This window comes from Desulfospira joergensenii DSM 10085 (assembly GCF_000420085.1).
Classification (GTDB): domain Bacteria; phylum Desulfobacterota; class Desulfobacteria; order Desulfobacterales; family Desulfobacteraceae; genus Desulfospira; species Desulfospira joergensenii.
Map to the genome: position 1 here is coordinate 1909125 of NZ_ATUG01000001.1, position 14323 is coordinate 1923447.

14 protein-coding genes are annotated in these 14323 nt (G+C 52.7%); 8 read left to right on the forward strand and 6 right to left on the reverse strand.

The window, feature by feature from the left end; genetic code table 11:
- Positions 1-140: 140 nt before the first annotated feature.
- From F608_RS0109690 to F608_RS0109700, 3 genes are all read left to right on the forward strand, one after another.
- Positions 141-1898 (forward strand): YeiH family protein, encoded by a 1758-nt coding sequence (locus F608_RS0109690; RefSeq protein ID WP_022665433.1) that lies wholly within the window; start codon positions 141-143, stop codon positions 1896-1898.
- A gap of 80 nt (positions 1899-1978) precedes the next feature.
- On the forward strand, positions 1979-2314 hold the full coding sequence (locus F608_RS0109695; RefSeq protein WP_022665434.1) for a hypothetical protein: 336 nt from the start codon (positions 1979-1981) through the stop codon (positions 2312-2314).
- A gap of 49 nt (positions 2315-2363) precedes the next feature.
- Positions 2364-2948 (forward strand): NF038143 family protein, encoded by a 585-nt coding sequence (locus F608_RS0109700; protein WP_022665435.1) that lies wholly within the window; start codon positions 2364-2366, stop codon positions 2946-2948.
- A gap of 69 nt (positions 2949-3017) precedes the next feature.
- Here F608_RS0109700 and F608_RS0109710 read toward each other — a convergent pair whose 3' ends face one another.
- From F608_RS0109710 to F608_RS36160, 3 genes are read right to left on the reverse strand one after another with little or no spacing between them, the layout of a single operon-like run.
- On the reverse strand, positions 3018-3425 hold the full coding sequence (locus tag F608_RS0109710) for a rhodanese-related (seleno)protein (RefSeq protein WP_263577258.1): 408 nt from the start codon (positions 3423-3425) through the stop codon (positions 3018-3020).
- A complete protein-coding gene (locus F608_RS0109715) occupies positions 3422-3625 on the reverse strand; it encodes a hypothetical protein (RefSeq protein ID WP_022665437.1) in 204 nt (67 codons plus the stop codon). Before F608_RS0109715 ends, F608_RS0109710 begins: the two co-directional genes overlap by 4 nt.
- A gap of 55 nt (positions 3626-3680) precedes the next feature.
- Positions 3681-4232 (reverse strand): hypothetical protein, encoded by a 552-nt coding sequence (locus tag F608_RS36160; protein WP_153307477.1) that lies wholly within the window; start codon positions 4230-4232, stop codon positions 3681-3683.
- A gap of 32 nt (positions 4233-4264) precedes the next feature.
- Between F608_RS36160 and F608_RS0109730 the strand changes: the two genes are divergently transcribed.
- Together F608_RS0109730 and F608_RS34600 are read left to right on the forward strand one after the other, a co-directional pair.
- Positions 4265-5269, forward strand: a complete 1005-nt coding sequence (locus F608_RS0109730; RefSeq protein ID WP_022665439.1) for an ABC transporter substrate-binding protein — start codon at positions 4265-4267, stop codon at positions 5267-5269.
- 13 nt (positions 5270-5282) lie between these two features.
- On the forward strand, positions 5283-7640 hold the full coding sequence (locus F608_RS34600; RefSeq protein ID WP_022665440.1) for an ATP-binding protein: 2358 nt from the start codon (positions 5283-5285) through the stop codon (positions 7638-7640).
- 129 nt (positions 7641-7769) lie between these two features.
- Here F608_RS34600 and F608_RS0109740 read toward each other — a convergent pair whose 3' ends face one another.
- The 3 genes from F608_RS0109740 to F608_RS0109750 are packed head-to-tail and all read right to left on the reverse strand — an operon-like array spanning position 7770 to position 9521.
- On the reverse strand, positions 7770-8333 hold the full coding sequence (locus tag F608_RS0109740) for a poly-gamma-glutamate hydrolase family protein (protein ID WP_022665441.1): 564 nt from the start codon (positions 8331-8333) through the stop codon (positions 7770-7772).
- Between the two features lie 12 nt (positions 8334-8345).
- Positions 8346-8753 carry an OsmC family protein gene (locus F608_RS0109745; protein ID WP_022665442.1) on the reverse strand — a complete coding sequence of 136 codons (408 nt, stop codon included), beginning with the start codon at positions 8751-8753 and terminating at the stop codon, positions 8346-8348.
- A 24-nt stretch (positions 8754-8777) separates the two neighbouring features.
- Complete coding sequence (locus tag F608_RS0109750; RefSeq protein WP_022665443.1) at positions 8778-9521, reverse strand: dienelactone hydrolase family protein; 744 nt, start codon at positions 9519-9521, stop codon at positions 8778-8780.
- A 274-nt stretch (positions 9522-9795) separates the two neighbouring features.
- On the opposite strand from F608_RS0109750, the gene F608_RS0109755 reads away from it, so the two are divergent.
- The 3 genes from F608_RS0109755 (at position 9796) to ilvY (ending at position 14313) form a co-directional block, all read left to right on the forward strand.
- On the forward strand, positions 9796-11262 hold the full coding sequence (locus tag F608_RS0109755) for a UvrD-helicase domain-containing protein (RefSeq protein WP_022665444.1): 1467 nt from the start codon (positions 9796-9798) through the stop codon (positions 11260-11262).
- A 286-nt stretch (positions 11263-11548) separates the two neighbouring features.
- A complete protein-coding gene (locus F608_RS0109765; RefSeq protein ID WP_022665447.1) occupies positions 11549-13420 on the forward strand; it encodes a sensor histidine kinase in 1872 nt (623 codons plus the stop codon).
- Positions 13420-14313, forward strand: a complete 894-nt coding sequence (gene ilvY / locus F608_RS0109770; protein WP_022665448.1) for an HTH-type transcriptional activator IlvY — start codon at positions 13420-13422, stop codon at positions 14311-14313. The genes F608_RS0109765 and ilvY overlap by 1 nt, the downstream gene beginning before the upstream one ends.
- The last annotated feature ends 10 nt before the right edge of the window (positions 14314-14323 follow it).

Genomic DNA, 14323 nt, shown 5'->3' on the forward strand with positions numbered 1-14323 from the left:
TTTACACCTCCTGTTCCGGATTCCGTTCAAAACCCTTGCCGGAAAGGGGTTTTGGAATCCATGGCCTGGTGGCATATGTCTTGCTATTATTCAGTAAAATGGATGTTTTTTAAAAACCCATAATCAAAGAGAGGAAAATTATGGCAGAAGGAAATTCAATTGTAGTTGACCAGGGCAGGTGGGAATGGTCGGAAATGTGGAAAAAGGAAGACTGGTGGGCCATCTGGATCGGTTTTTTCATTTTGGCTGCCGCCATGTTTGTTTATTTTCCCCACAGCGGGGAGATGAAGAAGATCATCAACAAGGCCCAGGCCGAATACGGGGAAGCGGCCAACCGGACCACGGCCATTAAAACCATTGCCTGGTACAAACTATACGACGGCAAGAAAAAAGCCGAAGCAAGGAAGATTTCCGCCGGCAAATGGCTGTCAAGCTTTACCCATAAGACCCATGGATGGACAAACAATCCCATGGACGCCTTTTTCATGGGCAAGGAAAAGGCAGCGGCCAAGGCAGAGGCGGCCAAGGCCAAGTATGCCAAGAAAAAGGCGGTTGAAGACGCTGCCTATGCTGCTGCCGTGGCAGCCGAAGAACTGGCCGAAGCCCAGGGGTTCAAAAACGAAGCCCTGAACGCCCAGGCCTCAAAAGCAATTGCCGACTGGCGGGATGCCAAACTCCTGGCCGGAAAGGCCAAAAAGAAAACCAAGGTCTCTCCCTACAACCAAATCGGGAGCCTCATCGGACTGGGTGTTTTCTTCTGCATCCTTTTCGGGATTCCCATGAAGATCATGGGAACCTCCTTCAGGAAGTTTGCCCTGGCCTTTGTACTGGTTTACGCCGTTACCGTCCTGGCCTGGTTCTTCAGCTATCAGACCACCATGAAGCACTATGGAATCGGATATGCGGCCTGGGCCATTTTCCTGGGCATGCTCATCTCCAACACCGTGGGAACGCCCAAATGGGCAATGCCCGCCGTCCAGACCGAATATTACATCAAGACCGGTCTGGTGCTGCTGGGTGCCAAAATTCTGTTTGAAAAGATCATCTCCATTGGTACGGCCGGTATCTTTGTGGCCTGGGTGGTAACCCCCACCGTGTGGCTGGTCACTTACTGGTTCGGCCAGAAACTGGTCAAGATGCCGTCCAAGAGGCTGAATGCGGTGATCTGCTCCGACATGTCGGTCTGCGGGGTGTCCGCAGCCATTGCCGCTGCATCGGCCTGTAGGGCCAAAAAAGAGGAACTGACTTTGGCCGTGGGGCTCTCCCTGGTGTTCACGGCCATCATGATGATCGCCATGCCTGCGGTGATCAAGGCCTCATTCCCGGTTGACAAGCAGATGATCCTGGGCGGTGCCTGGATGGGAGGAACCATTGATGCCTCGGGTGCGGTTGCCGCTGCCGGCGCATTCCTGGGTGAAAAGGCCCTTTATGTGGCCGCCACCATCAAGATGATCCAGAACGTGCTCATCGGCGTGATCGCATTCTTTATCGCCCTTTACTTCACCACCCGGGTTGAAGTGGCGGAAACCGGGGCCAAAGTCGGACTCAATGAGATCTGGTTCAGGTTCCCCAAATTCGTCATCGGGTTCATCATCGCATCCCTGGTCTTTTCCATGATCTATTCCGGGTTCAACGACCGCCTGGACGGCCTGGGACAGGCCATGATCGACAAGGGAACCATCAAGGGGGGATCAGACCTTTTCAGATCCTGGTTCTTTACCCTTTCCTTTGTCAGTATCGGTCTGGCCACCAACTTCCGTGAACTGAAAGAACATTTCAAAGGGGGAAAACCCCTTATCCTCTATGTGTTCGGCCAGTCCCTGAACCTGGTGCTGACCCTGCTCATGGCCTATATCATGTTCTACGTGGTATTCCCGGAGCTGACCGCAACCATTTAAACTGAACCTCTCCTGCATCCGGAATTCCCCGGGGATTTTCCGGATGCAGGATATTATAATTTCAAAAACAGGAGGAAAAAATGTCCATGGCAATTGCAGATCATCCAAAGGCCGGAGCCTGGGGAAGGCTTCTGTTTTACTCCTTCCTGATCTGGGTGTTCGGCTGGATTGTCGGCCCCTATATTGAAAACAACATCTCCACCTACCGGCAGATCGCCCAGGTGGTTGAAGAAAGAGACATTGATTCCGCCGCATATATGTATATGGACACCGTGGGATCATATGACGGGGAATATTATCTGACCGATTCATTCAAACATTCCCAAAGGGATGATTACGGGCTGACCAAGGCCTTTTTTGCAGGAGTTTTGAGCTGCTTTGCCATCCTCTGGCTGGGCTGGCGGTACATTTTATGATAAAGTATCACGAGGAAAAAATGACCCTGACCAAATTTCAAGGAAAACCATGACAAGCGGCAATGACAATAAAGAACTCATCCTGGCCCATGAGAGAGAATTTGCAGCCAGGCTTGCCAGCCAGATCATCCCAAAGCCCAAGTTAAATGCATGGATGATCTTTATTCCGTTTATCTTTATCTTCTATTTTCAGGACCTGTCAAAATATAAAAAACAAAGAAAAGAGTTCATTGACAATTATCTTCTCAGCAGGGAAAAAGCCCTGAATGAAGCCCATGATGCCCTGGCCGGCAGCCGGAAACCGGATACGGCATCCCTGGCAAAACAGGCAGATCTCAAGGAGAGGGAAACCCGGAAGTACGGACAATTCCTGGCCGTGCTCGCAGACCATTACTCCAGCCTTCTCCCGGTCCAGGCAGATACTTATCCGGATCTGATCAAAAAGGGATACGGCAATAAAAAGGAGAATTATCTTCTCTTTATCCATCAGCTGAACACCGTTGAGAAAGAATTAAACAAAGCCCTGAAGGCATCCATGAAAAAATCCGGACAAGGCATCGGAGAAACCATCCGGAAAATGGAAAACAGCTCGGACATGCTCAGACGGATGGAGATCGAAGAATTTTACGCCTGAACGACTCAGGGCTGGGGCCTGATCCGCAGCCAGGGCAAGCCGGATGCGAATCAGGCACGACAACACTCTTTATTTTTCCTCCACGGGAAACTTACCCCGGAACCACTTCTGCCAGCCGCCCTTGAGGGCATATACCTTGGTATATCCTTTTTCCATGAGTTGTCGCGCCAACCTGGCGCTGGTGGCTTCATTGTGTCAGGCGCAGTAGAGCACCAGGGTGCTGTCCCTGGGATATTTATTCACCCAGGTTGTAAAGTCGCCGGGCCCGGCCCGTTCCGCACCCCGGATCTTATACTCCGATGACAGCCAGTCCCGCCCTGCCCGGACATCCAGCACAATCACCTTGTCATGACCCAGGATGTCTTTGAGTTCCTCCACACTCATCCGGGGCACGTCTGCGGACAGGGCCGGGGAAGCAACAAACAGGCATGCGCCAAAGGCAGCCAGAAAGATCAGTACCATTGATTTTATTTTCATGTTTCTCTCCTTGATTTCATTTGTTTTAAAAGGACGGATTGCAAATAAACCCCTGCGGCCAGACAAAGGGCAATCCCTCCGGCCGGGCCGGGCCGGCCGGACAGGACCAGAAAATCCAGATTCACAGCCAAAGCCATTGCCATGGCAAATGAAACGATAAACCTTGCCGCCCTTTTCTTTTCGCGGTTGAAATGGTCCACGGGCACCTCAGCGATGAAATTCGTAAATCTATATTATCAACCTAAGCATCCGCTCTTAGGAGATCAATGGCAGGGCAGAGGGAGAATGTTTCGGGTGTGGGCAAAGACGGATTCTGTTCGTTGTTCCGGCCTGGAGGTTTTCCGGACTATAATATTCACTATCCATTCGCCCGATTCGATAATAACTTGCGGCAGATAGAGTTTTACGATAATAGTTAAAAAACAATACAGGAAGTACCTGGCAATGCCCCATGCCGCTTTTGTCCGAGGTCTTATCCTGAAACCGATTTTTCCCCTTTCCTTCACCGCTGCCGTCCTGCACGGCAGCAATTGCCAAGAACCCATCCGGATCGGATTTCTCGCAGACATAACCGGCAGCATGGCGAATTTGAGCATGGCGGGCCTGAATGCGGCCGGTTATGGACCCGTGCAAGGAACCCCGTGCAATGAACCAGGATACATCAAAGGCCGCCGGGATGCTGGTCAAGGCCATGCAGGGAACACCTGTTGATTGGATTCCCATTGCAGTCAACAACTGCGGCAAACCGTATATCAACGCCATCTTGATAAAAAAACGGGCATTGAGCCCAAACCGATTAATCTGCAAGGCGTACACCTTGTGCGCAGACAGGAGTGACCATGAAAATAAAAAATATAGAAAGCCTCATTCTTGGCCTGGCCCTTCTGCTTTTTCCGGGGGGGCTTGCCACGGCAGCCGACAATGCCATGTATAAGGTGCTGGTGGTGATGAGCTACGGGCCGGATTATCAATTTGTTGAGGAAGTTCAGCAGGGGATTGAGTCGGTGCTGTCCGAAACCTGCCGGATCGAGACTGTATACATGAACACCAGAAAGAATTTTCCAGGCGGCCCGCAAAAAGCGAAAGAAGCGTATGAATTGTATAAAAAACTCCGTCCCGACGGTGTGATTGCCTCCGATGACAATGCCCAGTCCATGTTTGTGGTGCCCTATCTGAAAGACAAGGTAAAAACGCCGGTGATGTTTTGCGGGGTAAATGCCACATCCGAAAAATACGGGTACCCGGCCTCCAATGTGTCCGGTATTCTGGAACGTCATCACATCAGCCAAACCCTGGCCTTTACCAAACAATTGATCCCCTCCATCAAAACCTTCGGGCTCATGGCCTATGAAAGCCCCACGGGCCGGGCCATCCTGAAAAATTTTCAGCAGGAGGAAAAGACCTTTCCCATGGAACTTGTGGCTGCCCGGTTTCCCAAGACCCTTGATGAAGCCGAAGCCATGGCAAGAGAACTAAGACCCCTGTGTGATGTTCTGTATATGCCGACCATGCAGGGCCTCAAAGACGAAAAGGGCAATGTCCTGTCAGAGAGGGACTCTGTTCCCGCAATGGGCCGGGCCTTTGTCAAGCCGATTGTCACCGGCAACAACTACAGCATCAAATACGGGGTACTCTGTGGAATCGTTAAAACCGGCCAGGAGCAGGGCAGCACTGCAGCGAAAATGCTGCTCAAGGCCATGGAAGGGACCCCGGTTTCCCAGATCCCCATCACCCGAAACCGTCTGGGCAAGGCAATCATCAATGTAACGGTGATGAAAGCCTTGGGCATCAAGCCCAAACCCATTCTCTTGAAAGGCACCGAGCTGGTCAGGACAGACCCCTAGGAGTCCGCGATTCATGAGCCGTTCAACAACCGAAAAATCCGACATGCGGTTTCCCTTCAGGTTTTCCGATATGCGTATCCGCACCAAACTCCTGGCCGTTACCGCCCTGATCATTTCCGTTTTTTTAATGATTGTCTTGGCGGTGATCCTCTCTTTCCACCGGATTGAAAACGTACTGGGCGGTGTGATCCGCAACGATATGAACAATGTCATGACAAACGCGTTGACCGAACGGGAGCTGTCATCCATTGTTGCCGATCTCAATCTTTTGCTGGGTACCTTTTTCGAAGACGAGGCCCATCTTGACAGTGAAGGTGAGCGGTTGATCCAGGTTACCCGAGTTTTAGCCCGCCGGATCAAGGGCAGTGACCTGGAAGCGCCGCTTGGGTTGTCTGTCCGGCGGATGGAGTTTCTGGTGGAGCAGTGCCGGCTGGTCAACGCCGATCTGCGCCTTGTGCGTGCTGCTGAACGGCATATGGTATCCGGATTCGACCGTCTGGATGAAATTATCAGCGGCAAACTGATCAATGCGGTTCTTATCGGCGACGACACCACCATCCTGCAGCAGCTTTCAGTACTGGTCGTCGGATACCGGCAGAGTCTGCTTGAAATCGGCAAGCTGCACGCAGAGCGATGGCCGGAGACCTATTATGCCCCCCTTGACCAGGATGGTGACCCGCTGATTGCCGCCATTGATGAACTGGATCTTCGCCTGCGCCCCCTGATTGCCGGTGACCCCCAGATCGCTGATCTGGGCCGCGCCGTCATCAGAGACCTTCAGACATATAAAAACGGGCTTCTGGCCCTGAATGCGGTCATGATTGAACTGAAAAAGCGCATGCTCGATGTCGAAAGCGCCGGAATCCAGGCAAAGGCCATACTGAAAAAACTTGACCGGGATGTTGTCCAGGCCGTCAACGCGGCCAATACCAAGGTCCTGCAAACCTTCCGGGTTACCCAAGCGTCGCTGATGGGGATCTCCCTGGCGCTTATCGCCTCCCTGATTGTGCTGACCACATTCTTTTTTAAAAGCATTATCAAAAAACCCATGGACGATATTCGTGACGGCATCAAGGCATTTCGTCGCGGCAATCTTACCGCACGCATTGATCTTAATCGAAGGGACGAGTGGTGCCTTATCGAGGACGCCCTGAATGTCATGGCTGCGGATCTTTCCACCTCCTACGCTGACCTCAAAACAGCCCAACGCCTCGTTTCCAACATCATCGACTCCATGCCCTCGGTCCTGGTGGGAGTGAACAGCAAGGGGATGGTGACCCAGTGGAACAGCCGGGCCGAGCAGGTCACGGGCATCCCTTCAGAAAAGGCGTATTCCCAGCCCCTGGAAAAAGTGTTTCCCGTCCTGACCCGTGAAATGGACCGTATGAAAACGGCCATACGGGAGCGCCGGGTGCTCCGGGATTCAAAGGTGCTTCGCGAAGGTCGGGAGGGGGCCTGCCGGTACGAGGATATCACCATTTTTCCCCTGGTGGCCAACGGTGTGGAAGGCGCCGTGATCCGGGTGGATGACGTCACAGAACAGGTGCGCCTGGAAGAGATGATGATCCAGAGTGAAAAAATGCTTTCTGCCGGGGGGCTTGCCGCAGGCATGGCCCATGAAATCAACAATCCCCTGGCCGGGATGATACAGTCGGCCGATGTGATGAAATCGAGGCTGATGGACCTTAATATGCCCGCAAATCTTAAAGCTGCCCGGGAAGTGAGTGTCTCCATCGAGCAAATCCGGGCCTTCATGGACAAAAGAAGCATTTTCAGGATGATCAATACTATAAATGAATCCGGTCTGCGGGTCGCGGAAATCGTTGATAATATGCTCAGCTTTGCCAGAAAATCAGATGATGCTTTTTCTCCCCACCATCCGGCCCATCTAATGGAACGGATTATAGAACTTGCGGCCACAGACTATGATCTGAAAAAAGAGTACGATTTTAAAACCATCAAAATTGTAAAAGAATATGAAGAGGATCTGCCCATGCTTCCCTGTGAGAGGACAAAAATTCAGCAGGTGCTGTTGAATATTTTCCGTAACGGAGCCCAGGCCATGCAGTCTCGGGGTATGGAGAACCAAGCTCATCCCTGTTTTATTGTCAGGCTTGCAAAAGAAGACAAAATGCTGCGAATCGAAATCGAAGACAACGGTCCGGGAATGGATCAAACCATTCAATCAAAAATTTTTGAACCGTTCTTTACCACGAAACCTGTGGGTGTGGGAACGGGGCTCGGGCTATCTGTCTCTTATTTCATTATTACCCAGAACCACGGCGGAACCATGGATGTGGTGTCATCCCCGGGGAAGGGATCCAATTTCATAATCCGGTTGCCCCTTGAAACCGAAGAAAACAATGCATGATCCGTCAATCTTGATCTAGAACAAAAACAAGAAGAAGAATGGTATGATGATCCAAAAATTTTTAATGTTTTTGGGCGCCCAAATCAATGGTTCTTTGGCACGGGTCTTTTTTGGGCCGTTATTGTCAAATCATGAGACAACCATTTTCAGAACCGAATGAACCGCCTTGGAAACCTGGGCAAGGGCCTTTGTATCATCCCGGATTCCCCTGGAGATCTCCAGCTGGACCCCTTTTTTTCCCCGGCCCCGGTTGCAGATATTGTCCGGGTGGGTCCCCGGAAAACTCTCTTTTTCTGAACTTGCAATATTGATATCCATAAGGCCCGTCTCAATCCGAAGGGCAAGGTCTTTGAACCGACCTCCGACATAGACGATCTTTTGTCTCTCTTTGCAGGCATGGATGGTGACGATGATCTCTGAACGGGAGATCAGATCCAGGGCCGAAGGTTCGTCAAACCGGTGGCTGGTGATGTGAAGATCCCGGTTGCCGGTTTCCTTGATTCCCTCAAAACAATAAAGATTGAAGAGATCACCGGCGATCTTTTCGGCGATCAGGGAGGTCCTGGGTTCGATTCTTCCGCCGTGGGGGGCCATGATTGTAATCCCGGTGCCAAGATCCCGGACCCGGATTCGATAATCCCGGTTCAGGGTCTCATGGGCAGCCAAAGCGGCAAAATCCGGATATCTATCCATCTGTGGTCCGGATCATTCCAGTGAAATTCCCACCTCAAGCCCCTGCTTCAGGGTATTGGCAACGATGCATCCCCTTTCGGCAATGATCACCAGTTTTTCCATCAGGGCCCTGTCTTCAAGTTCTGAGCGGATCTTCATATTTACCCGCTCAAACCGGGCAGGAGAAGCGCCAAGCTCCCCCGTGATCTCCAGGACCACACCATTGAGTTCGGTCTCCCGGGCCTGGCCGGCCGCCAGAAGGTTGCTCATGAAGCAGCCGCCCAGGGACATGAGCAGATTTTCCCCGCCCATGGCCCCCCGGTTTTCCCCTCCCTTGGCCCCGGGCCGGTCCATGACCACGATATGACCCCGGGCGTTTCCCTCGGATGCGGTTGCCGAGATCTGTCTGACCTTTACCTGGACATTGACACTTTGATCCATGGGAATATCCTTTCCAAAAATAGACTATTTATCCAATACTTCATTTAAGAAAGCGGTAAACCGCTCCCAGGACTTTTTATCTGCCACGGCCTGGTACCGGTCTGAACCAAAAACCGTAAAAGCATGACGGGCACCGCCATAGGCAATCATCTCATGGTCCACACCGGCCGATTCCAGATCCCGGGCCAGGCCGGCAAACTGATCCATGGGCACGGCCTTGTCTGCCGTACCGTGGAGGATCAGGACCCGGCCCCGGGTCTTTGAATAATCCTGCCCCTCGGGGGTCTTCAATCCGCCGTGAAAGGCGACAAATCCCTTGAGGCTCTCCCCGGATCTTGCCCATTCAAGCACGCCTGCGCCCCCAAAGCAATATCCTGCGGCCACGGCGTTGCCCGTATGGGCGCCCAGTTTTTCAGCCTGGGCCAGGGCACCCTTCATCAAAGCCCTCATCTTTGCCCGGTCCTTGTAAAGTTCTTTGGTAAGCCTCCGTTTATCCTCTGTCCGGGTGGGGCGTACACCGGCTCCGAACAGATCCGCGGCAAATACGGCATATCCCAGGTCGGCCAGCATACGGGCCCGCCGGATCTCATATCCGGTTACCCCGTCCCAGTCATGGATCAGCAGGACCAAAGGGGCCTGATCCGACGGACTGATATAATATCCCTCATAGGACCGGCCGTCAATCCGGTACTCGACTGCCCTGCCGTCAAAGGCAAATACCGGGGCCGAGGCAAGGCATATGATCAAAAATGTTATAATTTTTTTCATGATAAGCTTCCTTTAATAAAGTGAGGTAAAACTTATTGTTAAACTAATACCTGATCGGGCCGTCGTCGAGGGGCGTATTTTTTTTATTCTCTTTCCCTGCTTCTTTTCCCCCGTGAAAGAACAGGAAAATAAGCCACGAATCCCTGTTCACCCGACGTAAAGGAGTTTCCGAATCAGGCATGCCCGCAGTGGGCATGTTTTTGTCATATTTTTTATGGCATCGCCCCCGGAAGTGATTATATTTCCCCATTGCCATGGGTGGAGCTGAAAAAAAATGATAAAATTGACGGACGAACAAAACCAGATCATCAAAACCGACCTGGCCCCGGGAGAGATTTTAAAGGTTATCGCCTTTGCCGGTGCCGGCAAGACCAGTACGCTGGTGGAATACACCCGGCGAAGACCGGACATGAGGTTTTTATATATCGCCTTTAACAAGGGGGTGCAGAAGGAGGCCCAAAGGAAATTCCCATCCCATGTCTTCTGCCGGACATCCCATGCCCTTGGATTCCGGGCCAAGGGGGTCCAACATAAAAACCGGCTGGTTCCCGGATTCAAGGCAAATATTGTAAAAGAGGTCCTGGAACTCGACACCTACGAAGAAGCCCGGTTCACCATTGACACCCTCAATCGTTATCTTGTTTCCCCGGATGCAAAAGTATCCGGGGATCATATCCCCTTTGCCGCCAAAACCTTCTTCAGGGAGAAGAAAAGAAACCTGCCTGACCTTGTATCCCATGCAAACCGGCTCGGCCGCCTCATGTGCAAAGGGAGCGATGAACGCATCGGCATGCTCCATGACGGATATCTCAAGCTTTACCAGCTCTCCAGTCCGGTTCTGGATTACGACTGCATCCTCCTGGACGAGGCCCAGGACATCAACCCGGTGACCCGGGATATCATCTTCCGTCAATCCGGGTCTTTGAACAGGCCCGGACATCCGGCGTCCATCATTCTGGTGGGCGACTCCCACCAGCAGATCTACAGTTTCCGGGGAGCCAATGACACCCTGAAAAATATCCGGGCCGCAAAAACCCTCTTTCTTACCCAGAGCTTCCGGTTCGACAGCAATATTGCCAGAATCGCAAACATGGTTCTTGAGGTTTTTAAAGGGGAAGACAAAAAACTGAGAGGCACACCCTATAAAAAGGCAAAAAAACCAAAGTGGAATCCCAAAAAACATACCATCATCGCAAGGACCAATGCCACGCTCTTTAAAAAAGCGGCCCGGCTCTGCACCCGGAACCGGATCGGGTTTGTCGGAGGCATACAGGGATATAAATTCGATTCCATCAAAGATGTCCACAATCTGTACTCGGAAAAACCGGTATTCAACGGCTATATCCGTTCCTTTGGAAGCTACGCCAATCTGAAATCCTATGCCCTGGATGTGGAAGACCTTGAGCTGTTGAGCATCTGTGCCGTGGTGGAAGAATATGAAAAAAGCATCCCGGGCCTGATCCGAAAGATCATGGAAAAGGCCGTTGACGCTCCTGGGGCAGATATTCTCCTCACCACGGCACACAAGGCCAAGGGTCTTGAATGGGACGACGTTCTCATGATGGATGATTTTCAAAACCTTGTCCACAAGGGCGGGTTTACCAACCCCTCCCTTGCGGATCCGGACGAATACAATCTGATCTATGTGGCCATGACCCGGGCCATGAAGAACCTCAGGTTCGACTCAAACAACGATGTCCCGGAATTTATCCGGCTCTACCGGGGGCTGCCCGGGAAATAATGCGGGCCCGGTTCCCGGCCCGGCCCCCAGCGGATGCGTTTTGCCCCATCAAAAAGACCTGGATTGACTTGGAAAAGACTTTTTCAAGCCGGGTTTGAATAGAAATATCGATAGTATTCCCCGGGTTTCCAGCCCCATATCGGATAGGGTGTTGAAAACCGGGCCATTTTCCGGCTATAACAGATCAGTGAATTGAGAATGGTTAAAGTATCGAGATGTTTTCACCGCCAATTTTCAATGACCGGGTTTTAGATGAATTCAGGGTCCAAAAGGGCCGGGGAAAATCATGGGCAAAACGCAGAAACCAGACATCCGGGAAGACCGGCAGGCCCCCAGACGGCTCCAGAGCCTTTTGGAATTTCTGCCCGATCCCGTGTTTGCCTTTACCCTGGACTCCCGGGTGGATTATATCAATCCGGCCTTTGAGCGGGTCTTTGGCTGGACCCTGAAAGAGGTCCGGGGCAAAAAGATAAAATTTATCCCGGACCATCTCCTGGACGAGGCCAGAAAGGGGATGCAGGACCTGCTGGAACACAGGTCCGTTCATGACTTTGAAACCCAGAGATATACCCGGGACGGCCGGATCCTGGATATCCTGATCAACGGTTCCACCATCTTTGATGAAGACGATTCCCCCCTGGGCCATGTGCTTATCCTACGGGACATAACCGCCCAGAAACGGATCGAGCAAAGCCGGCAGATCATGTTCAGGATCTCCCGGGCTTTGCACAGCTACCGGGATTTAAGGGCGCTTATCGCCTATATCAACCGGGAGATCAAGCTTTTGGTCGGGGTGGAGGGCAGCTTTATCCTGCTGGCAGATCAAAACCGGGATCAGCTTTTCTTTTACGCGGCCCGGTTCCGGGAGGACGCCTCGGATTCGAAATTTAAAACGATCCGGTTCCCGGCCGACCAGGGCGTTTCCGGCAGGGCCTTTACCTCGGGGGCCCCGGTTCTTGTCCCGGATGTCTCCAAGTGTGATTTCTATTACCAGCGGGTCAGTGACGAAACCGATCTTGTCACCCGGAACATGCTGTCCGTCCCGATCAAGCTCAAGGACAGGACCATCGGGGTGATTTCCGTGGTGAACAAGTCCAGCGGAGACTTTGACGGAACCGATGCGGAACTGCTGGCCACGGTGGGCTCCACCATTGCCCTGCCCATTGAAAATGCCAGGATTCACGAAGAGCTGAAAAAATCCCACCGGGAGCTCAAGGCACTCAACCATGCAAAGGACAAGGTCATCAATCACCTGGCCCATGAGATGAAAACCCCGGTGGCGGTCCTGGGGGCATCCATGAAACTTTTGGAAAAGAAGCTCACATCCATGGATATCCCCGGCACAGAGATCCAAACTGTTCTGGAGAGAAGTCAAAGAAACCTTGGCCGGATCCTGGACATCCAGTACGAGACCGAAGATCTTTTAAAGGAAAAAGACTATAAAGCCTATCACCTGCTGACCCGCATGGCCGACGCCTGCAGGGATGAAATGGAGGTTCTGCTGGATACCTTTGGAAAGGACAAAGATCCAATCTCCCGGCTCCGGAAGGTCGTGGATGAATTTTTCGGGCCCAGAAAGACGCCTGCCCGAACCATCCGCCTGCACCACTATCTCAAGGACAGAATCGGGCACCTGGGCCATCAACTCCGGGAAAGAAAATGCCGGCTGACCACGGAACTTAAAGAGACCGCCCCGGTCGTCATCCCGGTCGAGGTTCTGGATATGGTCGTTGACGGATTGATCCGGAACGCCGTTGAATACACCCCGGACCCGGGCAGGATAAAGGTCCTGCTCCAGACCCGGGACAATTGTCCGGAAATGATCGTCCAAGATACCGGGGTGGGGTTTACCCGTGAAAAGATCCATCTGATATTTGAAAATTATTTTACCCCGCCGGAATCCGGGGATTACGGGACGAAAAAACCTTTTGCCTTTAATGCCGGCGGCAACGGGTTTGACCTGCTCCGCATGCAGATCTTTTCCGAACGCTACAACTTCAGACTCCGGATCGATTCCCGGCGGTGCCGGGTTATCCCGACGGACCAGGATATCTGCCCCGGGGACATCTCCAGATGCAAGGCCTGCCAGACCCCTGAAGACTGCTTCAATTCCGGGGGAACCTCGGTTCATGTCCGGTTTATGGAGAGGGTTCAATAGTGGATATCCGGGCCCTGAAGCTGTTCAGACATCTGGCAGGCTCCCTCCATTTCGCCCGGACCAGCATGGCCTGTAATATGACCCCTTCCGCCCTGACCCGGATGATCCAGCGGTTGGAGGCCGATGTGGGGGAAAGGCTCTTTGTCCGGGACAACCGGTCCGTTGAATTGACCCATGCCGGGCTGGCCTTTAAAAAATATGCCGACGATGTGATCCGGAGGTGGGAAACCCTCCAGGAGGAACTCTCCGAAGATGAGGTTCTCCAGGGGGAACTTTCCTTGTTCTGTTCGGTCACGGCTGCCTATGCCATTCTGCCCAATATCATCAATACCTACCGGCAGGCCCATCCAAAGGTCCAGATCCACCTGGAAACCGGGGATCCTGCCAGGGCCCTGGACAAGCTCAGGAACCGGGATGCCGATGTCGTCATTGCCGCCATGCCCCGCCATCTGGACAAGGGGATCGAATTCATGGAGCTGACGGCCAGCCCCCTGGTATTCATCGGCCCCAGGCGCTTCCCGGGCACCATTCTCTACAGGGAAGACAAGAAAATCGACTGGGAAAAGACCCCGTTTATCATCCCGGATACAGGTTTGAGCCGGGAACGCCTGGACATCTGGTTTGCCGAAAATCAGATTCTTCCCAATGTCTACTCCCAGGTCTCGGGTCATGAAGCCATCATCGCCCTGGTCAGCCTGGGATGCGGGATCGGCCTGATCCCCAGGCTTGTCCTGGAAAAAAGCCCGGTTCCCAAGGATGTGATCGTCCTGGAAAAGGCCCCGGAACTGCCGGCCTTTATCCTGGGGCTGTGCACCCTGCGCAAGAACCTTTCCAATGCCCGGATCAAGGCCCTGTGGACCCTGGCCGGAGGACAGGGAAAAGACTCTTCCTGATCCCGGGGTT